Origin of the sequence: Alteromonas sp. ASW11-130, from assembly GCF_026183735.1 — a bacterium.
In the GTDB taxonomy this organism is placed as follows: Bacteria; Pseudomonadota; Gammaproteobacteria; order Enterobacterales; family Alteromonadaceae; genus Alteromonas.
Genome location: NZ_JAPFRE010000044.1, coordinates 52,675 through 76,346, shown reverse-complemented (window position 1 = coordinate 76,346; position 23,672 = coordinate 52,675). Strand labels below are relative to the sequence as shown.

At 45.2% G+C, this 23,672-nt stretch carries 18 protein-coding genes, 1 tRNA gene and 1 pseudogene; 7 read left to right on the top strand and 13 right to left on the bottom strand.

Annotated features, from left to right (window positions below; all coding sequences use genetic code 11):
* Nucleotides 1-339: 339 nt before the first annotated feature.
* The 3 genes from OPS28_RS14925 (at nt 340) to OPS28_RS14915 (ending at nt 4,902) form a co-directional block, all read left to right on the top strand.
* Nucleotides 340-1,389: an acyltransferase family protein gene (locus tag OPS28_RS14925; protein WP_265610262.1), complete on the top strand. Its 1,050-nt coding sequence runs from the start codon at nt 340-342 to the stop codon at nt 1,387-1,389.
* Between the two features lie 846 nt (nt 1,390-2,235).
* The gene (locus OPS28_RS14920; protein ID WP_265610261.1) at nt 2,236-3,612 is read left to right on the top strand and encodes an amidohydrolase family protein; all 1,377 of its coding nucleotides are present in this window, start codon (nt 2,236-2,238) and stop codon (nt 3,610-3,612) included.
* Between the two features lie 129 nt (nt 3,613-3,741).
* Nucleotides 3,742-4,902, top strand: a complete 1,161-nt coding sequence (locus tag OPS28_RS14915; RefSeq protein WP_265610260.1) for an alpha/beta hydrolase family protein — start codon at nt 3,742-3,744, stop codon at nt 4,900-4,902.
* Between the two features lie 670 nt (nt 4,903-5,572).
* Here OPS28_RS14915 and OPS28_RS17205 read toward each other — a convergent pair.
* A complete protein-coding gene (locus tag OPS28_RS17205) occupies nt 5,573-5,803 on the bottom strand; it encodes a phage integrase N-terminal SAM-like domain-containing protein (RefSeq protein WP_442864011.1) in 231 nt (76 codons plus the stop codon).
* A 306-nt stretch (nt 5,804-6,109) separates the two neighbouring features.
* On the opposite strand from OPS28_RS17205, the gene OPS28_RS14910 reads away from it, so the two are divergent.
* The 3 genes from OPS28_RS14910 to OPS28_RS14900 all read left to right on the top strand — a co-directional run bounded on the left by OPS28_RS14910 (nt 6,110) and on the right by OPS28_RS14900 (nt 8,330).
* The gene (locus tag OPS28_RS14910) at nt 6,110-6,529 is read left to right on the top strand and encodes a GFA family protein (protein ID WP_265610259.1); all 420 of its coding nucleotides are present in this window, start codon (nt 6,110-6,112) and stop codon (nt 6,527-6,529) included.
* Nucleotides 6,530-6,617: 88 nt separating this feature from the next.
* Nucleotides 6,618-7,406, top strand: a complete 789-nt coding sequence (locus tag OPS28_RS14905) for a trypsin-like serine protease (protein ID WP_265610258.1) — start codon at nt 6,618-6,620, stop codon at nt 7,404-7,406.
* A gap of 111 nt (nt 7,407-7,517) precedes the next feature.
* Entirely contained in the window at nt 7,518-8,330 is an 813-nt protein-coding gene (locus OPS28_RS14900; RefSeq protein WP_265610257.1) for an alpha/beta fold hydrolase, read from the top strand.
* A 185-nt stretch (nt 8,331-8,515) separates the two neighbouring features.
* Here OPS28_RS14900 and OPS28_RS14895 read toward each other — a convergent pair whose 3' ends face one another.
* The 4 genes and pseudogenes from OPS28_RS14895 to OPS28_RS14885 form a co-directional block, all read right to left on the bottom strand.
* Nucleotides 8,516-9,106 carry a hypothetical protein gene (locus tag OPS28_RS14895; protein ID WP_265610256.1) on the bottom strand — a complete coding sequence of 197 codons (591 nt, stop codon included), beginning with the start codon at nt 9,104-9,106 and terminating at the stop codon, nt 8,516-8,518.
* 474 nt (nt 9,107-9,580) lie between these two features.
* Nucleotides 9,581-10,006 carry a hypothetical protein gene (locus tag OPS28_RS14890; protein WP_265610255.1) on the bottom strand — a complete coding sequence of 142 codons (426 nt, stop codon included), beginning with the start codon at nt 10,004-10,006 and terminating at the stop codon, nt 9,581-9,583.
* A 605-nt stretch (nt 10,007-10,611) separates the two neighbouring features.
* Nucleotides 10,612-10,706: pseudogene (locus tag OPS28_RS17200) on the bottom strand (endonuclease III); the annotation flags it as partial.
* Between the two features lie 166 nt (nt 10,707-10,872).
* Nucleotides 10,873-12,096, bottom strand: coding sequence for an FG-GAP repeat protein (locus tag OPS28_RS14885; RefSeq protein ID WP_265610254.1), 1,224 nt, complete (start codon nt 12,094-12,096; stop codon nt 10,873-10,875).
* Nucleotides 12,097-13,352: 1,256 nt separating this feature from the next.
* On the opposite strand from OPS28_RS14885, the gene OPS28_RS14880 reads away from it, so the two are divergent.
* Complete coding sequence (locus tag OPS28_RS14880) at nt 13,353-16,490, top strand: PAS domain-containing protein (protein WP_265610253.1); 3,138 nt, start codon at nt 13,353-13,355, stop codon at nt 16,488-16,490.
* A gap of 283 nt (nt 16,491-16,773) precedes the next feature.
* On the opposite strand, the gene nth is transcribed toward OPS28_RS14880, so the two are convergent.
* The 8 genes from nth to OPS28_RS14840 all read right to left on the bottom strand — a co-directional run bounded on the left by nth (nt 16,774) and on the right by OPS28_RS14840 (nt 23,567).
* Nucleotides 16,774-17,406, bottom strand: coding sequence for an endonuclease III (gene nth / locus OPS28_RS14875; RefSeq protein WP_265610252.1), 633 nt, complete (start codon nt 17,404-17,406; stop codon nt 16,774-16,776).
* 18 nt (nt 17,407-17,424) lie between these two features.
* The gene (locus OPS28_RS14870; RefSeq protein ID WP_265610251.1) at nt 17,425-18,117 is read right to left on the bottom strand and encodes an electron transport complex subunit E; all 693 of its coding nucleotides are present in this window, start codon (nt 18,115-18,117) and stop codon (nt 17,425-17,427) included.
* Between the two features lie 5 nt (nt 18,118-18,122).
* Entirely contained in the window at nt 18,123-18,758 is a 636-nt protein-coding gene (rsxG, locus tag OPS28_RS14865; RefSeq protein ID WP_265610317.1) for an electron transport complex subunit RsxG, read from the bottom strand.
* A 3-nt stretch (nt 18,759-18,761) separates the two neighbouring features.
* Nucleotides 18,762-19,844 (bottom strand): electron transport complex subunit RsxD, encoded by a 1,083-nt coding sequence (rsxD, locus tag OPS28_RS14860; RefSeq protein WP_265610250.1) that lies wholly within the window; start codon nt 19,842-19,844, stop codon nt 18,762-18,764.
* Nucleotides 19,845-22,094, bottom strand: a complete 2,250-nt coding sequence (gene rsxC / locus OPS28_RS14855) for an electron transport complex subunit RsxC (protein WP_265610249.1) — start codon at nt 22,092-22,094, stop codon at nt 19,845-19,847.
* Between the two features lie 5 nt (nt 22,095-22,099).
* Nucleotides 22,100-22,669, bottom strand: a complete 570-nt coding sequence (rsxB, locus tag OPS28_RS14850) for an electron transport complex subunit RsxB (RefSeq protein ID WP_265610248.1) — start codon at nt 22,667-22,669, stop codon at nt 22,100-22,102.
* Entirely contained in the window at nt 22,669-23,250 is a 582-nt protein-coding gene (gene rsxA, locus OPS28_RS14845) for an electron transport complex subunit RsxA (protein ID WP_265610247.1), read from the bottom strand. The genes rsxB and rsxA overlap by 1 nt, the downstream gene beginning before the upstream one ends.
* Before the next feature lie 240 nt (nt 23,251-23,490).
* Nucleotides 23,491-23,567 (bottom strand) — tRNA-Asn (locus OPS28_RS14840).
* Nucleotides 23,568-23,672 lie beyond the last annotated feature (105 nt).

Below are 23,672 nucleotides of genomic sequence, written 5' to 3'. Positions count from 1 at the left end.
ATAAGAATAATACACTCGATCCGCCTGATGTGAAAAATAAAAATAGATAGCGTCAAATAGAGTTGAGCAGGGGAATAGGACCTAGAGGTGTGTTTTTTCATCCAAATGGTCGCACCTGATTTTTGCCCATTAGCGGTAAAGATAAAGTAATGGTTATTGATGTAGTATCGGGTGAAACGTTATTTCAATTACCTACAAGCGAGAGGCTAGGTGGAATAGGCTATTCATCATTGGTATTACCTTTTCCCACTACTTATAGGGCTTAGGGATTCTTTTGCGATCTTCTAGATACCATCGCGCAATTGTAAACTTCATACTTTGCACAACAATGGAAATATTATGGAAATAAGGAAGTTAAACACCCTCCGTGGATTAGCAGCGCTGATCGTTTTCTTTACCCACTTTAGCGATATCACTAATTGGCTGGGTGGTAGTTTGGGTGGTGGATCGGGCGCATATGGTGTAATGCTGTTTTTCTTATTAAGTGGCTTTTTGATGTCCTATCTATATATGGATAGAGACTTTAGTCGGGAGAACGTAAAACGCTATTTTTTAGCGAGAGGAGCAAGGGTACTGCCGCTGTATTTCATCGTTGTACTTAGCTCATATTTTTTGTCTCAATATGGTAGCGAGCAGCTGTATAACATACCCGACTTTAATGTATTACTCGGTCACCTTCTTTTCCTTTATGGTGAGAGTGTGCTCTGGACTATCCCCCCTGAAATACAGTTTTATTTTCTTTTTATTGTTTTATGGTCATTTGCAAAGTATAGAGCTGGTTATATTTATCTGACAATCGTCGCGGTGATGCTATTTCTGTTTTTTGCCAATTTTCCACGAATATACGGTGAAATAAATGGCGTTCCATACAATGTTTTTAATGTGTTAAGGTCGCTCCCTTTCTTTTTTGTAGGCGTTCTATTTGGTATGCATTATAAAGCGTTTAATGTTCCCCACTACCTACAAAAACATTGGTTCGTATTTGCGTTATTATTAATACCGCTTATGTATCCCGAGTTCACTCCAATAAGCACAGCAGATAAGCAAAAAATGTGGCTCAGTTACGAAGTATTGCTGGTAATGAGTACTGTATTCTTTTGTATTGTCTTTTTAGTTCCGGACAACAATTTATTGTTAGCGAACAAATTTGGAGACTTTATAGGAAAAATCTCTTACTCCTTATACTTGCTTCACATGCCAATAATCTCGTTAGTCAATGAGCAAAATATATCCATTGAGCTAAAACTGTTTCTATCGCTCACGCTGAGTATAGCCGCAGCTTTCGTTTCTTATCGCATGTTTGAAAGGCCAATGGCTAATTTTATTCGACGTTTCGCCGAAGCAAAATCAAACGACAGACCAGGAATAACAGTGCAATCTTCGGTATGAAGAATAGGTATCGGTAATAGCCAAATTAATGAGAGCTGTGACTAGTTTGTTTCATCTTTATAGTCAAACAACTCTTCAGTAATATAGGAATTTTAACGGGCTTTGCAGGTAATATGGGTATAGTAACCGTGAAGAATAACCCAGATGAAACGTCGAATTTGAACGCGTGTAAGGCGACTTTGCATAATTGCAGCTTGATGTTCTCGACAATTTTGCCTAGCGTAAGCCTTGCTTTGTTTAATACACGGTGAATATGTAGGACTACCGCAGCCCTAAGCCAGGTACATGATTACAACAGTAGAGGCTAAAAACGTTTATTTTTCTATGTTTCGTGTTGTGTTAGTTACAGAACCTGGTGATGGCAGATTTGCTCAACTACTACTGAACTCAATAGGGGCTCTTGTTATTGCGAAGAAGCCCGAAACCTTCTAAACAGTTTGAGGGAAAAAAGATAACCGTGTCACCAACAGTACTTTCTGAAACACGAGTTAACTTCTTGCTCGCGAAATCCGCTTGCACCTCTCACCAAGAAAGAATTGAGAAAAAACAAATCAGACAATCACAATAGAGACCATAATGTACGCCCCGACTTTGCTAGATAGGCTGTGAAGATTAGTTGCTAGCAACCCTTCGGCATATTTTTGAAAAACCAGCTAATGAATTAAAAGTATATGTTTTGGTTGATTTTTGCTTCTCTCGCGCTGTGTTCTGTACAAAGAGAGCTACAATTTGATGTAGGAATAAAGCTTGTCAGCGACTCATCACATGAAAATAAAGTGTTCGGAGGTTCAATTATTCATAGCCATACTATGCTTAATAAACTCATCAATTTCTGGCGCAGCAGACTTGTATATTAGTAACACCAATATTGTAGATGTTGTCCAGGGACAAGTAGTAGAGCATCAAACGATTGCTATCCAGGACGAAAAAATTATAGGGATAACGCCGACGAGTAGTACCCCATTAAAGGGTTCACAACGTGCGATTGATGGAACCGGTCTCTATGCAATTCCAGGCCTGTGGGATATGCATGTTCACCTTTCACATGACGACATAGCCCGAAACTCAATGCTTCCCCTCTACATAGTTTATGGAGTGACTGGCGTTCGAGATATGAAAGGCGACTGCTTTGAGTGTAATGGCTACGGCGATTATTCACATCATACTGTGAAACAATGGGTGGCAGATATTCACAATAATAAGCTGGTAGGACCGTATATTATCGCCTCCAGCGATATCATTCATGATATTGACGATGTAACAAAGCTGGTCCAACAGTCAAAGCCAAGCACTAATCTCGTTGAAGAGCTAATTCATCGAGGTGTCCACAGCATTAAACTTTACGATGAAGTAGAAAAAAACGCATTCTATGCACTGATGGAGGAAGCTAATCGTTCCAACCTTCCGGTAACAGGGCATGTACCATTTTCAGTGAAAGCCTCAGAGGCATCGAGACTTAAAATGAAAAGTATGGAGCATCTATCCGGAGTTATAGAAGAGTGCTCTAGCGAAGAAGATCGGCTTCGCCGAGCCCTGGAAACCGCTACAGGCGAGCAAGATTCGGACTATACGAGCATTGTGGGCCAGTATATAGCGACATTTGATTCACAAAAATGCTCACGTCTGATCGATACGTTAAAGCAGAACCACACGTGGCAAGTTCCGACCTTATCCATACTTTTTAATAGGAAGTGGCAGAGTGACAGCCGTATAAACTACGTTTCTGCTCAAGAACGAAAATTTTGGCAACAGCTTGAACGCTGGGAGCGGAAACAGTTCGGCGGGAAAACCCAAGGTGACATCCCAGGGTGGAATCACTTGAAGTTTCAAGTGGTGAAACAAATGTATCAACAGGGCATTAAAATTTTGGCAGGTACCGACAGTTCCTATTGGGGAATTTTTCCTGGCAGCGCATTACATCAAGAGCTAGAGTTGCTGGTAAGGGCAGGGGTATCCGATCTGGATGCGCTAAGAGCAGCGACAATCTATCCGGTACAATATTTAGAGCAAGAGAATGTCATGGGGAGCATCGAGGCAGGAAAATTTGCAGACATTGTATTGCTAGAATCGAACCCTGTTAAGGAGATAGGTAATACGCGAAAAATTCACACGGTAATAGTTCGAGGAAAGGTCTACGATAAGGCAGCGCGTGAGCAGTTGCTTATGCAAATCGAGCATTATGTTGAGAATTCCATTGATAACAACAAGGCAAAGGAAAAGTAGTAGGTAGCGTCAGGTTAAGTGTTAAAACTACTTTAAAAAGAGGAAAGAAAGCACTGTGCTCATTTTTCTATTCGGAAGTAATAACGGTTTTAATGGGACATTGCCGAGCTATCCACACAAAGCGCAATTATGAATATAATGCTGACAAGGTTTTTAAGAGGAAACAAGTGCCCGGTTCCTATCGTTGTCGTCGTAATAACAAGTGTTTTTACGCTGATGGCGTTTGCTAGCACCTCTGAACAATCAAATCGACCTCAAACTCCCGTAAAACCTTTTCCTTATAGTGAGGAATCCGTTCAATTTAAAAGCGCTGATCCCAACATTATGATCGCAGGCACCTTGACCTTGCCTGCAACGAGCAATAAACGCAACCCCGCGGCAATACTTCTGCATGGAACAGGATGCTGGAACCGTGACCAAGTAATTTACGGACATAAGTTTTTTATGGTTATTGCTGACTACCTCACCAGAAATGGGATAACAGTGCTTCGGTACGACAAGCGAGGGTGCGGCCAGTCGAAAGGTGAATTCAGCGAGGCTAGCCTGGATAGCTTTATTGAAGATGCGGATGGCGCAGTGAACTATCTATTAAGCAGAAACGAAATTAAAAAACAGTGCATTGGACTGATTGGCCACAGTGAAGGAGGATTAGTGGCACCCATGGCGGCGGTCAATAAGGATAACTTGAACACGATTATCATGATGGCAGGTCCGGGGCTCGCTTACCCAGAAAACATTATCCTTTCGGAAAAAAGGATCGCTGAAATTAAAGGGTTTTCGGACGAGTTCATTAAAACCCAAACAGAGACCTTACGCAAAATATTCGATTATGTTTTCACCATAGACGATACTCTCATTTTACAATCTAAAGTTAGAGATTTGCTTTATAGCTCTAAGGAAAAATTAGCCGTATTAGCAGGGCTAAACCAAAAGGAGCAAGAAGAATACATAGAATTTCTGGTCCGCGACTACTCCAGTCCATCTTTAATTCAAGATTTTAAAGGTGCGCCCCCGAGTGCTTACCTATCCAAGTTAACCATCCCCGTTTTAGCCTTAACAGGCGATAAAGACGTTAATGTGCCTTTCCCAGAAGAAATTCAAAGAATAGAAAATGTGTTAAAAGAGCACGGAAATAAAGTATCGACTGTTAAAGTATTTCCTGGGCTGAATCATATGTTCCAGCCGGCCACAACAGGCTTGCCAACTGAAGTAAACGATATTGAACAAACGATTTCTATAGAAGTACTCGATTATATGAGTAATTGGCTTAAACGACGTTGTGATAGTTAATAAAACATTTCTTGTATTACATCGTTTACATACAACGGCTATTCGGCCAAATTGTACGTAATCAAGGGAGTTAGGGTATTCTTTCCCTCTAAGTAATTGTCCACTAGGCCTGATCATAGTGCCCAAGTAATTGTTGTACCCTTCTAATATCAGTGCCAGAAAGAAGTAACTGCGTTGAAGAGGGGGGTCTGAAGATATGTGCGGCCACAGGTTTTGTCACCCTTTATGTCGTTATGACGGCCTTTTTTCGATGCTTTGAATAATACAGTCCAATGCAGATAAAGATGGGAAAGAGCAATTCTCGACTGTGCACTGAGATGGGCTGGTTGAAGGAAATAGGTGCAGTCATTTAAACGCCTTAATTAGATTGAGATATTTTCTTGTAGGGCCAGCAAATAGGCAGGTTCGCCACCACCTTCTATCAGGTCATTTTGATGAATATATCGAACCTTTTTGATTTGCGAATGGAGATTTTATTGATGGGTGAAGAATGTTGGGTAACATAGTGACACTGCCATCCCCGCCTTTTCCTCGGAATACGAAAGCAAATTCAAAAGCGAAATCGATATCTTTTATTCCGCAGTTTAAGCCATCCGGCTATTCGCAATCCACAGCCATAAAACAAAAGAAATCACCAGTCAGTATTTGTCATTCATCAGGCTAATGTTATTCATTGCTTCGTCATAACGTCGAGCGGTAGAAATGCGCTAAGGTGCGCTCGCCCGAACGGTAGCCGCAAGCCACGTCTTCGCTCGTTCGAATATGTTTTATACATAAAAACGAGCGTGCACACTGCAAAGTTTTGTGCAGAAGAGGTGACATGCCTATCGACAGCGAAGTGAGTCAGAATAGTGGTGACCTCGTGCTCTCTTAAGTTTTTTGGACGACGTTTTTTGAATATAAAGAATGAAGCGCATTATTCACATAAGATACGTTTTTTAGATCTGGAAGAAATAGTGCTTGACCCTCATTATGTTGTGAATCTTCTCAAAAAAAGGGCTAGTTACCCTTTACTACGCATCAAATCTGTTTAATGCGTAATTACCAAAACTGCTAAGTAACACACCGATTTTCTAATGGTAAATCACCACTCATTTGAAGTAAGCTACTCATATTGATAAAAGAAATGTGGTTCTGAACAGTCGCTGTTGATGCGGGTTACTGTGAGGACTAAATGCTAAGATGTTGAGCGGCAAAAGGGTGAGCAATGCAAGGTGAATGTCTGTGCGGAAGCGTGAAATTCGAAATTGATGGGGAAGTACGCAACCTCTATCAATGTCACTGTTCGCTGTGTCGCAAAGCCACAGGAGCTGCCGCTAATGCTGCTACTTTTGTGCAGGAGCCTAATTTTCGTTGGGTGTCGGGTGAAAATGATATCAGTTCCTACAGTAAGCCGAGTGGTTTCCGAAGCGATTTTTGTTCAGTATGCGGAAGCCCAGTTCCTAACAGCCTGAGGGGTAGCGGCATGGTCTGGATACCTGCCGGTTTGCTCGCTGAACTGGTTACATCGCGGGTTGCCGTCCACCTCCACACTGATTCTGCTGCGCCGTGGGAGCAAGAGTCACGCAAGTGTGTTCGACTCAGCGGTGGGCCTGACAGTTTGGAAGCACTTAACAAGTTTTTGTAGTTCGTTACTGCCTGCTGCCTCTGCCGTGGCGCCGCTATATACGAAAGCGTCAGGCGTAGGACTCACCCGGCTTTGCCTTCGGAGTATTATGAAGTTTCTGTTATTTTTTATCTTCGCTTTTTGTTCTGTGGCAACTAACGCCGTAGTCGTGAGACACGATATTCCAGTAGATGATTATCACGTTGATAATATGCCAGAATACGTTATCGAATTGCCCCACGAAGGACTTGGGGTTTTAATCGATAGCCAATGGGTTGTAACTGTGGCTCATACCGTTTTCTATGACTACACCGGCTTAAAGCTAAACATTGGCGCTGAATTCTATGGAATTGAAGAAGTTAAACTTCATCCGCATTACAAACGACCTAACAAAGACCTGCTTAGTGGGGATTTAGCTCCGCTAATGCGACTTTTAAAATCAAGCAGCGATATTGCTTTAATAAAACTATCGAAGCCGGTTTTAGGTGTCCATCCGATTTCACTGTATGCTAATTCCGACGAAAAAGGTGAAGTAATAACGGTTTTTGGGAACGGTGCTACAGGTAATGGATTATTGGGTGAAGATTTAAATACGAAATCACTACATCAAGCACGTAAATTTCAAAATATCGTAGAGAGTGCTGAGGGAAACTGGCTTACGTTTAAGTTCGATTTACCGGCTAGCGCGCTTCCGTTAGAAGGAATGCAGGGTTCAGGGGACAGTGGTGGAGCCTCTATTATTTACCACGATGGCATTCCTTTCCTTGTTGGTTTATCTAGCTGGCAACTTGCAACCGGTGATATTTCTAATTTCAAAGGTGGCTTATATGGTACAACTGCTTATCAAACTAGAATATCTAGTTATTACGATTGGATTATGAGCATTGTGGGTAGCTAACGAAACGTTATTGCCACTCACTTCGTTCGTTGGGACACATGGACGGTGCTTCGCGATTATAGTCTCGCATCTGCGTCTCAAAATTTAGCGTTATACACAAAGGAGCCTCTCTTGTTCTTTCGATTCTTAACCCTATTTGTTTTAACCTTTTCCTGCTCCACTTTCGGACAAACCAAACACATTGAATTGGATGGTTCTCTAGTCGAATACAGAGATGTTGGAAAAGGAAAATACACCTTTGTATTTGAATCAGGTATTGGCATGGGCGCTAGCTATTGGGATTCTTTTCTACCTTTGGCATCAGAACTTAATTCGAGAGTCATAATTTATTCCCGCGCGGGCAATGGATTAACCGAAAAGGCTGATAATATAACGTTAGCTTTGTCATTTGAGCGTCTCGATAAATTATTGCAATCTCTAAACGTAACGAAAAATATAATATTAGTGGGTCATTCGTTTGGCGGCTTTCATGCACGGCAGTTTGCTTATGAATCTCCGCAAAAGGTAGTTGGCATCGTGTTGCTCGACCCAAGCCATGAGCTTTTTCAACACAAATTAGAAGAACTAACCAATAAGAAGGCCGTAGCTGATAACCTGATAATTAACGGAATGTTAAAAACTCAACCAGAGTGGCAAGTGCTCCAAGCAATCTATGCGCAAAAGTCATTGTTTGAGCCTCAACCAACCTACACCGTTCCGACAGTTATAGTGACATCCTCTCGACTAAACGAATCAGATTGGTGGATTGGACATAGCGCAAAAGGAAAAGAAATATGGCGGTCTCTACATCAGCAGCTAATCTCCAAAAATCCACGGGCTGTCCATATCATTACGAACCAAGTCGGTCATAATTTGCCAATTCAAGACCCAGATCTAACATTAAGAGCGATCAAGACTATTTTTGCGTTAATCGAAAATGTATAACAAAAGCGTTGTCCTCGCAGTTCGCTGGGCGAACCGCGCCGACACAATGACCTGGGTGTCGCACACTACTATTGAGGAAAAGCAGTGTTACCAAGGTTCAAACTTTATTGAGCTGTAAAGGAGTGGTAGGCTAATTACTCCTTAATTTCATCTCTCAAGCGTTTGATACACGTATTATTCCTGCCCTACCCCCGTACCCTGCTTTGCTTATAGCGAGCCTTCAAAACCATCAGTGCAATCGATGCAATAAGTAAGGGGAGTGTCGCCGGGGTCGATACAGATTTAGGGTGCAAAGCTTTAAAACGTACATCAAATTCAAGTAACTTTGTAGCTAGGTTATCGCCTTTTCCATTGTACGTAACAACCCCCAGATCGTAATCGATGGCAAAAAAATCATTGTGCTTTTTAGTGTGATGAGGATCCCACTCACCGACTCCACCCTCAACGCTCCTGTTCAGATCAATTCCTCCTTTTGGTAAATTAACTGTTATCGTTTCAAAGTTGAACACGTTCTTTGTTTTTTCATGTGGATATGTTTTATGAGTATAAACGAGATCTTTAATTTGAAATATTTCGCTTCCAATTCCGGCCACACCAAAAAGCTTCAGTGTGCCCTTAACGGACCAATTTTCGCCCTCGATATCAAAGTCGTCCGTGTAGATAAATGTTTTTCCGAATACAGGTCTGCGCGTGTTTTTTGTACCGAATACTGGCTTTTTTGACGATAATTTAAGGAAGGAGGCGAAGGGGTCATCTAAAATAATTTCTTCCTTCAACTCCCACAGGTTAACTTGAACCGGGGCCGCATAAGTTGGTACAACTACAGCGGTAAAAAGAGTTAAAAACGCGTATAGTAAAGTTCGCTCGTTTAGCATAGTTAGTCTCGCTTCTATTAACGGGGAGCATGGTAGAGTCGAGTGCAAGAAATCATATTATCAAAAGGTTCTCTGTTCGCCGGACAAATATTTTGTATGCAACTAAGAATTATGACGAATTTGTAGGGAGTTAGCAGTAGGACGCCTTTTCAATAGAGAGCCGCAAATATACCGCAGCCGTCTATGTCCTACTAAGTATAGTTTATGGGGTCTAAAAATACACATATCGCCAGAGCTATTGGCAATAAGATTGTGTTTTTATTCCAACCAAAAAAATTATTGTCAGAGTTGATGCGGTGTACCGCTTGCCGAAGGCCAAAAAGTAGAACGATGTAATGAAAGAGTTTCGCTAGTTTCCAACCTACTATCAAATTTCTATACGCCGAATGGCGTTGCGACAACAAAAAAGAGTACTGCTACTAACGCTATGCAGGTGGTAATGAGTCCGCTTTTTCTGGAACGAAGCCAGCCTGATAGTCCAATACTAACAAGAAGGCTAAGAAATCCGAGACCATATCCCATCAACATGGCATTCCATAGAACTTTTATTAACGACGGCTCAACTGAAATGGGAAGGGTAGGGTGTAACAGAATGATTAGACGCCATGACGCGACCACAGCGATCAATAAACTGCACGCAGCTAATGCTGATGAAGCGACCATCCCACTCACCGATTTATTTGGGGAAGTAAATACGACGATGGTTACCAATATGGTTGCTGAAATACCTCCCAAAAATGCACTTACAAAAGATAATTGTTCAGCAACAGCAATAACATAATTATGATTTAGCTCTATCATTTTAAAACTTTTATTTTGCTGAGATGCTTAAGTGAGATTATCAGATACTTTATTTACTCGCCAGTTGGAGCGCGCCACGTACCGCTGGGGATTTTTCTATCGCTGATTAATCAATGCCGACTTTTAATATTTATCTATTGCATAACGTACAACACAATGTCTTCAAATCGCTTTTTAAGCCAGGGGTAGAGGTTTATTTTTACTAACTATCCTACGAAGGATCGTCACCCCGTTTCAAAATTAAAAAATCGTCACCCCGTTGAAAAACGGGGCCTCTTTGACTGATATCGTAAACTCAAAGAAGCGGATTTCTAAGCCTCACGATAAGAGGCGCTGAGGTCCCAGATAATACTTCGCATTTTTGGGATGGGGGTATCATTTCCTGAAAACTGAAAACTGAAAACTGAAAACTGAAAACTGAAAAATCGTCGCTCGCTTGAAAACTGAAGGATCGTCACCCCGTTGCAAACTTAAAAAATCGTTACCCCGTTGAAGAACGGGGTCTCTTTGACGAAATCGTAAATTCAAAAAAGTGAATCTTTTAGGCCTGATAACAGTCGAGTAGGTCCCAGATATTGCTTCGCATTTCTGGAATGACGGCATCATTTCTGTTCAACTTGGTCAACATTTTGCCCATGGCCAGTTTAGTGCGGTTAGAAACATGAAAGTTATGGGGGGCCGCCGCGATGGTGGGCCAGCCTTAATATAGGTTGAGCTAATTCAAGCGTAATATCACTAATAATATAACATTCGATACTACTTGAACTCTTGTCGGCATCTTTTGATAGTAAACTTAGCGCTGTGAGTTGGGTACAAAAAGCGACTGACTAAGGTTGCTAGAGTCAGTAAACCTTGTAAGACACATTTTAATCTGACAAATTTTGAATATAAGCAGCGCCCGATGCATTTCCATTGTCGTCGCGAAAAGGAGAAGCGATTATCGCGGTTTTGCCTGAAAGGGCAACATTCCAACCAAATCTATCTTCAGTGGTTCCATCACTAGCCACTACTTTCGAGGTAAATAGCCATTGACCTTGTTGTTTTTTAAAAACATATAAAGCACCTGTATCAGCGCCATTGGCATCATGGTGCATAGCACTTATTACAGCCGTCTCGTTATTTAAAGCCACCCCACGACCGAATCTGTCATCAGCTTCACCATCAGGTGCAATTAACTTTTGTGTTTGTTTCCATTTATCATTTATTCGTTCAAAAATATAGGCAGATCCAGCATCGACACCGACCTCCTGAATGTCGTCTCTTCTGGCTGATATTAATGCTGTATCGCCAAACAATGCCACTCTCACGCCAAAGATATCAGTGTTCGCACCATCTTCAGCCATGAGCTTTGCTTGTGGCTTCCATTGCTTGCCGTCAAATACATAGACATATACAGCGCCGGCATTTTCCGCTTTTTCATCATTCAAATCAGCACCCACTAAAATAGTGTTACCATCGATCGCTACACTGATGCCAAACAAATCACCAGCTGCCCCATCTTTTGCCGTTAGTTTGTCCTGAAATTGCCATGTATTTTTGTCTCGTGTGTAAACGTAAGCTGAGCCAGCGTCTTTACCTGGTGAATCGCTGTGGGGGGCTCCGATGACAAGAAATTTCTGCGCGAGAGCGATACTTTGACCAAATGCATCGCCAGGCTTCGCATCTAAAGCAGTTAAGATTTGCTTTTGCGACCATGAATTAGCCTCAAGCTCATAGGTAAACACTGCACCAGCATCATCACCTTTGTCGTCTCTTCTAATTACCCCTAACATTGCCATACGGTTTTTCAGCGCCACATTGCCGCCCAGAGTGTCATTTGCAAAAGCGGGTTCGGCGACTAATTTTGCTTGCTGCTCCCAGCCCTCTGAGCCAAGAGAGTAAACATAGGCAGCCCCCGAATCTTTGATATTTATGGCATCCGCTTTGTGTGCACCGATCAATGCAAGTGTGCGATCTATTGCGACACTATAACCAAACTGGTCTCCTGCTTTACCATCAGAAGCTAATATTTTTTGTTGTTCTGCATTACTTTGGCCGGCTACTATCAGGGAAAAACAGGCTAAGAATTTTAAAATAAAGCTAACATTCATTGTAACTTCCTTGCCTTTAATAAAAATACGTAAGTAAGCTATTACGACTCGCTATAGCTTAACAAGAAACAAACGATAAAGTGTCATAATCCAGAGGTAGAATAAAGGCTGTTATTGGCAAGTCATGAACTATTGAGAAAAATAGACACCTGCCAATCCTTGATTCGTTAAACCGTAAATACACTCGTAAAGCCTAACTCGAATTTGAAAATAAATTGAAACGGATAGCGGAAGTGAATGACATTGCATCTGTAAACTCCATAATTTTTGATTTTAGAATACACTTCGTTAGGAAAATTCTATCTACGTTACTACTATTTACCTGGCCGGTGGAGTTAAAGGGAATTGGTATGCGCTTTGGGAGCTATAATAAACATGTTTATAAAAGACCTTGTGTTCAATATGGATAATCCTGACATAAAAAAATTGTTTGATGATGAATCTGAACTGCCCAGCAATAAATTGGTAAAAAAGGGGCGATCTCCGCTTTATTAAGAGATGTTCGCGTTAATTCAGTGCTATATAGCTGTGTCAAGTTGCCCAACGGCGGGTTTTCGTTTTTTCAGCACGTCGTAAAGGCTTATTTTTTTAAACGCCCCTACGAAGAATGGTCATCCCGTTGCAAAACTGACGAATCGTCACCCCGTTGCAAACTTAAAAAATCGTCACCCTGTTGAAGAACGGGGTCTCTTTAAATGATATCGTAAACTCAAAAAAGTAGATTTTTTAAGCCTTACGATAACAGTCGCAAAGGTCCCAGATAATGCTGCGCATTTCTGGGATGACAGCATCATTTATGTCAAAGCGCGTAGATAATTAGCGTGGCAATGGCTTATACATACTAGAGGAACTAGAGGAACTAGAGGCTGCACCTTCACCAACACGTCAACTGACTGCTCTTGCTGCAATTCATGAGTTGTTAACGATGAATCGCAGTCCATAATTACTACGCATCCGCCAATTCTCTTGCATATCCAAATGCCAAGATTCTAAAATTTGGTGAATCTGGTATATTAGAAATCACATGTAAAGAAACCGAGCGCTACATAGTGACAAAGTGACAAAGTGACAAAGTGACAAAGTGACAAGGTGAAAAGGTGACAATAGATTCCTCAATAATTATCCACGTAGAAAAGAGCCGTGGTTGAGTGATGACTAATTCGCCTAACAAGTGGGTTAAACACGTTCGCTGCGCTCACTGGACTGCAGCGCAGTTGCGCGGCAGTCGTTTACACTGGCATTAAGGGTAGAACCAATTGACAATAGAAACACCACACTTTTTGGCTGGCGGCGGTGCGATGGGCGCGCGGTTGCGGGCCTTTGCTTGGGAACAGACACCCTTAGGTGCACCGACTGTCTGGCCGTCGTCACTGAAGACGTTGGTGGGGATCATGTTGGCGTCAAACCAACCGATGTTTGTAGCATGGGGGGCCACGCGCACTCTTATCTATAATGACTACTACGCGGAAATCCTTGGAAACAAGCATCCGAATGCGCTTGGCCGGGATTTCTTAGAAGTCTGGTACGAGATCCGTGAGCAACTCCAGCCGATAGTATCTTCTGCGCTGAGAGGAGAGCCCGTGCAGATGCAGGACATCCCGCTGATGGTGCAACGGCACGGCTATCCGGAACAGACTCATTTTTCCTTCTTCTATTCTCCGGTGCGAGGCGAAGGTTTGGAAATCGAGGGATTATTCTGCGCGTGCACGGAGATCACCGCCCAGGTGCTGACCGAGCAGCGGTTGGCCGAAAGCGAGGCCCGGCATCGCGGTGTGCTGGCCAACATGGACGAGGCATTCCTGCTGCTGGGACCCGATTTTTGCGTGCTGGAAGCCAATGATGCCGCTTCGCGCCTGTTGAAGGCGGAGGGCGATATGGTCGGAGAGGAGTTCGGGGCCCTGTTCTCGGAAGGCGAGCAGGCTTCAGTCTACTCGATGTGCCGACGCGTCAGTGCCAGTGGTACGTCGGAGCGGCACGATTATTCCCACGTATCAGCTGAACAGGGATTGTGCTGGTTTGAAGCGCGCGCCTATATGGTCGACGCGGGTCTGGCCGTGTTTATACGCGATATCTCTGAGCATAAGAAAATGGCTGCAGATGCAGCGGACGCCGCCGAACGCGTGCAACTGGCGCTGGATGCGGGCGCCATCGTTGGCACCTGGGTTTGGACGATACCGGACAATCGCTTTATTGCCGACGCCCGCTTCGCCGCCAGCTTCGGACTCGACGAGACGCTGTGTAAGTCGGGCCTCCCACTGGAACTCGTCATGGAATCCGTTTACGCCGATGATCGCGACCGAGTCGCGGCGGCGATCGAGGAGGTGATGGGGCGGGGTGGCGCATACAAGTGCGAATATCGGGTTTGGCACAGGGATGGTACCCTCCGCTGGGTCGAAGCCAACGGCCAAGTAGAGCTTGACCCAGACGGTAAGGCGGTCCGCTTCCCAGGCGTACTGCTAGACATCGAGGACCGACGACGCATGGAAGCCGAACGCGACCAGGCCGACATGCTGCTGCGTATGTTTACCGATGCGGTGCCCGGGGTGGTTTATGCCAAAGACCGTGCCGGCCGATTCATGGTTGCCAACCGCGGAGTCGCGGAACTGCTGGGACTGCCCCCGGAGGCGTTCCTGGGTCGCACGGATGAAGATGTACTCGCAGACCGCGTCCAGAGCGCCGCGATCATGGCGACCGACCGTCGCATTATGGATTCCGGTGTTGGCGAGCAAATCGAGGAAGAGGTTATGCTATCGGATGGGACCCCGGCCATCTGGTTATCGAGCAAGGCACCGTGGCGGGATAAAGACGGGAACATTTTGGGTTTGATCGGCTCATCCGTTGATATTACGGATCGCAAACGTATGGAGAACGAATTGCGTGTGTCTGAAAAGCGCTTCGCACTGGCCATGGATGTGGCCCAATTCGGAACCTGGGTCTGGGACGTGCAAACCGGCGACGTCCGCATGGACCCTCGATGCAGGCAAATCGTCGGTGCTGCACCTGATGATGCGGTGGTGACGTTGGACGTCTTGTCTCAGAGCGTCCATCCCGTTGACTGGCCGCGGATTGAGGCTGCCCTCGACCATGCACTTCAGCCCGGTTCCGGGGGCGGCTATTCTGAAGAGTTTAGATGGATCCACGCCGACGGTCAGGTTGTGTGGACGATGGCGCGCGGGCAGGTACTGTTCGAAGGCGACGTGCCGGATGCCAGAGCGTTGTCGATGATCGGGACGGTACTCGATGTCACAGAGCGCCGGCGGATGGTCGAGAGCCTAGAGCAGGCGGACCGCCGCAAAGACGAATTCCTCGCCATGCTCGCGCACGAGCTGCGCAACCCTCTCGCGCCCATCGGGACAGCGGCTAGCTTGCTGGAGATGGCACCTGTGGATAATGAAACGCACGTGCGGGAGATTGGGGGAGTCATCACGCGCCAGGTCGCGCATATGACCGAGCTCGTGGACGACCTTCTGGACGTCTCGCGGGTGACGCGGGGGCTAGTAGAATTTGCGCGTGAGCCAGTGGACGTACGCTCGGTGATCGACGCTGCAGTGGAGCAGGCCCAGCCCTTGATTGCTGCGCGCGGGCATACCCTGACCACGCAATTCCATGATACGGCGCTGGTTATCGGCGACCACCACAGGCTGGTTCAGGTGGTGACGAATCTGCTCAACAACGCTGCGAAGTACACGCCAACTAACGGTCGGCTTCAATTGTCGATGCAGGTCGAAAATGAAAAGGTGCAGGTGCGTGTCACTGACAACGGCATTGGTATGGACGAAGCACTGTTGCCAATGGTGTTCGAACTGTTCGCGCAGGGTAAGCGCACCCCGGACCGCTCTCAAGGCGGCCTGGGAATCGGCTTGGCTCTAGTGCACAGTATCGTGGAGCAGCATGGAGGTACTGTTGCGGCCACAAGCCCAGGCCTCAATCTGGGCAGTACATTCACAATGACGTTGCCATTGGCGGCAACTGATGAGGCGTTAGTACAAACGCCATCTGTCACCACTCGTGCGAGTGCAGCGTTGAAAATACTGGTGGTCGACGACAACCGGGATGCGGCGGAGTTGCTCGCTATCCTGCTGGGGGCACAGGGCCATGACGCTGAAATCGCCGTCGATGGTGCTGGCGCCGTGGCCATGGTGCGGGCCGATCCACGTTGGGACGCGTTCGTCCTGGATATTGGCCTACCCGACATGACGGGGTACGAACTCGCGCAGCAACTCAAAATGGCTGCGGATTGTTCAACCTACATCGCACTGACAGGCTATGACCAATCGAGCGATCGCCAGAAGTCAAAGGCCGCGGGGTTTGATCACCACTTGGCTAAGCCCGCTGACTTCGGCCAGTTGCAAAAAATCCTGAATGGAATCGACGCCGTTAAGCTTGAAAACTGAAAAATCGTTACCCCTTTGAAAGCTGAAGAAACGTCACCCCTTTCAAACTCAAAAATCGTCACCCCATTGTAAACTCAAACATCGTCACCCCGTTGAAAAACGGGGTCTCTTTGACTGTTATCGTATACTCAAAAAAGTGGTTTTATAAGTCTTACGCTAACAGTCGCGGGGGTCCCAGAGAATGCTGCGCATTTCTGGAATGACGGCATCATATCTTTGTGAACTGCAGCGAGCGCTACTCTCTTGGGTGATTTACGGCAACTCGCTCAAAGCCGCATAACATTTACTCAGTCTTACCCTTAAACTCACACAGGTCTTCAATAATGCAGGAACCACAGCGGGGTTTGCGGGCCACACAGGTATAACGTCCGTGCAGTATCAGCCAGTGATGTACGTCTACTTTAAATTCCGCGGGCACCACTTTCAGTAATTTCTGTTCAACCTGGTCAACATTTTCGCCCATGGCCAGTTTAGTGCGATTTGATACGCGGAAGATGTGCGTGTCTACTGCTATTGTCGGCCAGCCAAACGCCGTGTTTAGAACTACGTTAGCCGTTTTACGCCCTACGCCGGGTAAGGCTTCTAAAGCCTCTCTGGATTCAGGTACTTCACCATTGTGCTTATCCATCAAAATCTGACACATTTTATATACGTTCTGTGCCTTGGAATTATACAATCCGATAGTTTTTATATAGTCGCGCAAACCTTCTAACCCCAGCTCCAGAATAGACTGAGGAGTATTGGCTATGGGAAAAAGCTTATCTGTTGCTTTGTTCACACCTACGTCAGTGGATTGTGCAGAAAGGGTTACCGCGACTAACAGTTCAAATGGTGTTGAGAAATTTAATTCCGTAGTGGGGTGGGGGTTAGCATCCCGTAATCGTGTTAATATTTCTTTTCTTTTTACATTATTCATATCAGGCGAAACAACTTTTTAAGATTCGGTAGTCACTCTTGCTCGAGTAATAATATTCTCGGAATTAGGCTTGCGGGCTTCTAAGGTCGCATCGATAGCGTTTTTAAATGCAATGATTAACCCCATCCCTAAAAACGCGCCAGGCGGCAGTATAGCAAGTAAGAAGGGGTGTTCTGTTGTAAACAAAGTAAGTTGCCAATTACTGGCAACTTCGCCAAAAAGCCGATCTGCTCCTTTAAAAAGCGTGCCGTTACCCAACATTTCCCGTAACCCACCCAGTACTACCAGAACCACTGTAAAACCAGCCCCCATAACGAGGCCATCATAGGCTGCGGGCACTACTGCATTTTTTGAGGCAAAGGCTTCTGCCCGACCAATAATGGCACAATTGGTCACGATTAGAGGAATGAAGATGCCTAACGTCAGATACAATTCGTAGGTAAACGCATTCATTAATAACTGCACTATGGTCACGAATGAAGCGATGATCATAACAAAAATGGGTATACGGATTTCGTTTCTTACCACATTGCGAATGAGCGAGACAGTAATGTTTGAACCAATCAGTACCAGCATGGTTGCTATACCAAGGCCCAAGCCATTGATAAATGTTGCGGTTACGGCGAGTAAAGGACATAAGCCCAGTAACTGAACCAAGGCCGGATTATTTTTCCATAGTCCTTGAAGCGTTAAGTCTTGATAGCTGGTCATAAAAATTACTCGAGCTCCACTTTACAATCATTGTCATGTGCAAACAGAGCCTGTTGGTTTACTTGGACAAATAAGAGAGTGTTTTTTACTGCATCAACAACCGCACGGGGAGTGATGGTAGCGCCAGTAAACTGATCGAATTGACCGCCATCCTTTCTCACAGCCCAATTCGATTGATTTTCGTTAGTTATCGATTTGCCGTTGAAACTCAATATCCAGTTGCTAATGGCTAATTCAATTTTGTCGCCGAGTCCCGGCGTTTCTTTATGATCAACAACTCTAACCCCTAGTACATGCTGGTCGGTGTCCACCCCTACGACTAAATGAATACTGCCACTATAACCATTGGGGGCGGTGGTTTCGAGTGCTAATGCGCTAGGCTGATCACCCAAGCGAGCACGATAAACCACTTTGGCCTCTGTTGAACCCAACATGTCAGACTGGACCAGTGTGCAGTCATTGTAAAAAGAATTGTCGTAATAGTGTTCGGGTACTACTTCTGTTAATACGCTTAAAAGCTGTTTTTTTTGTTGCTCTGTAATGCGGGATTCAGTAATAGCAAACGTCATACTAATTAGGGCGGTTGTAATCACGGCAAACAACGCCAACATGCCGCCATTTTTGTAAAGCGTTGAAAACATCATTTACGGCTTCCTCGCTCTTTTAGCTGTATGCCCATAAGTACGTGGACGCGTATAATAATCAATTAGGGGGACTGCCATATTCATTACAATAACGGCAAAAGCCACCGCATCGGGATACCCACCGAACGTGCGAATAACAATTACCCACATGCCTATAAATGCACCAAAAACAAGTCGGCCTTTATCTGTGGTAGAGGCTGTAACAGGATCTGTCGCGATAAAAAATGCCCCAAATAATAAACTGCCATTAAGTAAGTGGAATATAGGGGAAGCGAACGAATCTGAATCAGCAATATAAAAAACGGCAGATAGTAAAGCTGCAGCGGCCAACATCGCGGTAGGGATGTGCCAATTTATAACATTAATCTTGACTAAAAATAGACCTCCCACCAAATAGGCTAAGCTGACCCAAGCCCAACCAGCACCAGCACTTGCATTTAAATTATTGGTAAAGATTGCTTCATCAAGCGCTTCAGGATACGTATAGTTTTGCGATAGAGCAGTTTTCACTGAATCTAGCGGGGTAGCCATAGTTATCCCGTCTGCAGCCATGCGAAGCTGATCCATGCTATGACCCGATTCAGTAAACCCCGTCATTATTATTGTTAACACATTGACAAAGTCTGGCTGAATACTGGCAAGTGACTGCGGAGGCAGCCACAGGGTCATGGCAGCGGGAAAAGAAATAAGCAACATCACGTAGCCGGCCATAGCTGGATTAAAAAGATTAAAGCCTAAGCCCCCATAAAGCTGCTTAACAACGGCAATAGCAAAAAAAGTCCCTAAAATCGTCATCCACCACGGCAGAAGGGGGGGGATGCTTACCGCTAAAAGTAAAGCTGTTAATACTGCACTGAAATCGTTGAGAGCAAATTTGGCGCTTCTTCCCCGAATTTGCAGGATCGCCGCTTCGGTTATTACCGCAGTAATGACTGCAATCGTCGCTTGAATAAGTACACCAAAACCAAAAATAATTACCTGAGCCATAATTCCAGGAATCATTGCCAGTATAACGAGACGCATTACCTGACTGGTATCGCGTCTAACCCGTTGATGGGGTGAACTGGACAGGGTTAACTTCATTTATTCTGTCTCATTGTTGTCTTTCTTAGCTGCTTGCTTAGCTTTCGCTTTGGCAACAGCCGCAGCGATCCGTTTGCGCTTTTCATCGTCGTGGTGTGATTGTTCTTCCGCACTCGAAAAGTCTACATTCTTTGATATCAGGTTGTTCGCGTCGGCAGGTCCGTCAGACGAAGATGATTCCGCTGCTTGTTGTTTTTTAGCTTTAGCACGGGCTACCGCAGCGGCGACCTTTGCTTTACCTTCATCTTCGGCAGATATTTCATTTGTATCATTTGCCTGAGCCGCTTCTTTTTTCGCCTTTGCTCTAGCTACCGCAGCGGCGACCTTTGCTTTACGCTCATCTTCGGCAGATATTTCATTTGTATCATTTGCCTGGGCCGCTTCTTTTTTCGCTTTTGCTCTAGCTACCGCAGCGGCGACCTTTGCTTTGCGCTCATCTTCGGTCGTTATTTCATTTGTATCGTTGGTTTGGGCCGCTTCTTTTTTCGCTTTTGCTCTAGCTACCGCAGCGGCGACTTTTGCTTTGCGTTCATCTTCGGGCAATATTTCATTTGTATCATTTGCCTGAGCCGCTTCTTTTTTCGCCTTTGCTCGGGCAATTGCTGCGGCTACTTGCGCCTTCTTGTCTGCTTGCGTATCGAGGGCGGCGGGGACATCTGATTCAGGTTGCTGTGCTGCTTTTTTTGCTTTAGCGCGCGCCAACGCGGCCGCTACCTTGTCTTTAGCGTCATTTGAATCGACTGTTGCTGCTTTTGATTTATTTGCTATCGCAGCTTCTCTGGCCGCCTTAGCTTTTTGATGTCTTTCTTCTCGTTCCTGCTTTTCCCTAATTAATCGTGCGTTACGAGCCTCGAATCTTTCTTTGGCTTTTTCTGCACGGCTTTTTTCTTCTTTTTCAAGCCTTATCTCTGCCTTTGCTTGACGATAGTAGTGGACTAAGGGAATTTCACTAGGACAGACGTAAGCACATGCGCCACACTCAATACAGTCAAACAGATCGTAAGCTTGCGCCTTGTCGAGTTCTTTCGCCTTAGCATGCCAGAAAATCTGTTGGGGTAACAATGATGCAGGGCAGACGTCAGCACAAGCGCCACAACGAATGCAGGCTCTTTCATGTTCGTTGAGACTAGCTTCTCCTTTTGCTGGTGCAAGCAGACAGTTTGATATTTTAACAATGGGAACGGCCATACTGCTTAAGGTGAAGCCCATCATGGGTCCACCCATCACAATTTGGGGAGCTGATTGCTTTTTAACCTGATACGTGGCGTGATTCAGTAAGTGGCTTACCGGTGTACCTAATCTTGCCCAGTAGTTACCTGGTTGCTCAACAGCCCTTCCTGTCACTGTCACTACTCGTTCGACCAGAGGCTTACCTTCATAAATAGCGCCAGCAACGGCGAAACACGTGCCTACATTAAACATGAGTACCCCCACATCAGCAGGCAAACCGTGCCGGGGAACCTCTCGCTGAGTCAACATCTGAATCAGCTGCTTTTCGCCGCCAGCGGGATATTTGGTTTCGACAGCCACAACCAAGTACTCAGGTTTGTCCTGACAGGCTATTTTCAATGCTTTAATGGCGTCTGGCTTGTTATCTTCAATAGCGATGACAACGGCTGTAGGTGAAATTAAATGATGAAGTACATCAATGCCCTGACGAATTTGCCAGGCGTGCTCCTGCATTAATCGGTCGTCAGAAGTGATATATGGCTCACACTCTGCGCCATTAATAATCAGAAATTCTATCGTTTTATTGTTCCCGGTTTTAATATGGGTTGGGAATCCCGCGCCGCCCATCCCCGCGACACCTGCATCACAAATTGCTTCTACTACCGTTTGTTGTGGAAGTGTTTGAAAATGAGGGATAGGCGTTAACTTAACCCACTCATCCAGTCCATCTGGTTCAATTATAATACAGTCTTCGCTTAAACCACTCGGATGCGCCACCACATGACGAGTAATTTCCCTTACTATTCCCGACGTAGAAGCATGAATCGGAACGGCATATGGATGACTACTTTTAGTTAATGCCTGACCTTTTTTAACATGCTCGCCTTCAGCTACACAGATACTGCCTTCCGTCCCTATATGTTGACGCAAAGGCAGAATTATCTTGTCTGGTAGCGGTAGAGTCTGAATGTTAGTGGTGTTAGATAACGATTTCTCATCTGGTGGGTGAACGCCTCCCGTAAACGAGTGACATTTTCCTGCTTTTAAATCCGCGATGATTTCGTCAGTACTTCGCAACATCGTCTTTACGACACCATTTTAATTGGGATATCTCCTTTGGGAGATTGTTTAAAATTCCACTTCCATGAATTCGTGGTGGGCTTCAGCGGAACCATATCAATGCAATCTACCGGACACGGCTCCACACACAGGTCACATCCAGTGCATTCGTCGATAATAACTGTATGCATTTGTTTGGAAGCCCCTAAAATCGCATCAACCGGGCATGCTTGTATACATTTGGTGCAACCAATGCACTCATCTTCGCGAATGAACGCGACCTTTTTAACGTCTTCTTCTTCACCGTCCCCGTTGAGCGGTTTTGGCTCTACGCCCATCAAATCTGCCAGTTTTTTCATGGTTGCTTCACCACCCGGTGGGCATTTATTGATATCGTCGCCATTTGCGATTGCTTCAGCATAGGGCCGACAGCCCGGGTAACCGCATTGTCCGCATTGGGTTTGGGGTAGTAACTCGTCGAGTTGCTGCACCAGAGGATCACTTTGCACTTTAAAGCGGATACTGGCATAGCCAAGTATCAGACCAAAAATAAGTGCGAGGGTGCCAATGGCGCCTAAAGCTAAATAAACCGACATCAGAATTTCACCAACCCACTAAACCCCATAAAAGCCATGGACATAAGTCCCGCTGTAATCATAGCAATAGAGGCACCTTTAAATGGAACCGGGACATCGGCAGCTGCTAAGCGTTCGCGCATAGCAGCAAATAAAATGAGTACCAGTGAAAAACCAAGCGCAGCGCCGAAGCCATAAATGAGACTTTCAATAAGATTATGTTGTTCAGTTAAATTCAACAGCGCAACGCCGAGTACGGCACAATTAGTAGTAATCAGCGGAAGAAAAATACCTAACAAACGATAAAGAGTAGGACTGGTTTTGTGCACTACCATCTCGGTGAATTGCACTACTACCGCGATAACCAGAATGAATGCAAGTGTACGCAGATAGCTTATCCCCAATGGGGCAAGTAAGTAGGTTTCAATAAGATAGCTACTCACCGAGGCTAATGTCAAAACAAACGTGGTGGCCATCGACATGCCTATGGCAGTTTCCAGCTTTCCAGATACCCCCATAAAAGGGCATAAGCCGAGAAACTTAACCAAGACAAAATTGTTAACCAATACTGTGCCAACAAGTAGCAGTAAAAAGTCTGACATGTATTTAAATGAACCTGGTGCTTTAAGCCCACTAGACAGTGGGTACGCAGTAACAAAAACGCATATGCAATAGTAACATTTTAACTTCCTACAATACGGAGTAAGTTAAACGCTGAGAATATCGCTTCACATTATCGCTTTTTATGAAAAAATTAACAACTTAGAAGAAGTAAGGTTATCTACTAAAATTGTTTGGCTGCGGTTGAGATAATAAATAAGAAATATTTCGTTGAGAGCGGTTGGCTCCCCCTCCCCGACTCGAACGGGGGACCTGCGGATTAACAGTCCGTCGCTCTAACCAACTGAGCTAAGGGGGAATCGACCATTTTGAAACGATGAAAAGTTGGCTCCCCCTCCCCGACTCGAACGGGGGACCTGCGGATTAACAGTCCGTCGCTCTAACCAACTGAGCTAAGGGGGCC

Excerpts from the sequence above, each read along its gene's own strand:
- OPS28_RS14885 (WP_265610254.1), bottom strand. The coding sequence starts at position 12,096 with ATGAATGTTAGCTTTATTTTAAAATTCTTAGCCTGTTTTTCCCTGATA.
- OPS28_RS14905 (WP_265610258.1), top strand. The coding sequence starts at position 6,618 with ATGAAGTTTCTGTTATTTTTTATCTTCGCTTTTTGTTCTGTGGCAACT.
- rsxG (WP_265610317.1), bottom strand. The coding sequence starts at position 18,758 with ATGTTTTCAACGCTTTACAAAAATGGCGGCATGTTGGCGTTGTTTGCC.
- OPS28_RS14925 (WP_265610262.1), top strand. The coding sequence starts at position 340 with ATGGAAATAAGGAAGTTAAACACCCTCCGTGGATTAGCAGCGCTGATC.
- rsxB (WP_265610248.1), bottom strand. The coding sequence starts at position 22,669 with ATGTCGGTTTATTTAGCTTTAGGCGCCATTGGCACCCTCGCACTTATT.
- OPS28_RS14915 (WP_265610260.1), top strand. The coding sequence starts at position 3,742 with ATGAATATAATGCTGACAAGGTTTTTAAGAGGAAACAAGTGCCCGGTT.
- rsxC (WP_265610249.1), bottom strand. The coding sequence starts at position 22,094 with ATGTTGCGAAGTACTGACGAAATCATCGCGGATTTAAAAGCAGGAAAA.
- nth (WP_265610252.1), bottom strand. The coding sequence starts at position 17,406 with ATGAATAATGTAAAAAGAAAAGAAATATTAACACGATTACGGGATGCT.
- OPS28_RS14910 (WP_265610259.1), top strand. The coding sequence starts at position 6,110 with ATGCAAGGTGAATGTCTGTGCGGAAGCGTGAAATTCGAAATTGATGGG.
- rsxA (WP_265610247.1), bottom strand. The coding sequence starts at position 23,250 with ATGTCAGACTTTTTACTGCTACTTGTTGGCACAGTATTGGTTAACAAT.
- rsxD (WP_265610250.1), bottom strand. The coding sequence starts at position 19,844 with ATGAAGTTAACCCTGTCCAGTTCACCCCATCAACGGGTTAGACGCGAT.
- OPS28_RS14870 (WP_265610251.1), bottom strand. The coding sequence starts at position 18,117 with ATGACCAGCTATCAAGACTTAACGCTTCAAGGACTATGGAAAAATAAT.
- OPS28_RS14890 (WP_265610255.1), bottom strand. The coding sequence starts at position 10,006 with ATGATAGAGCTAAATCATAATTATGTTATTGCTGTTGCTGAACAATTA.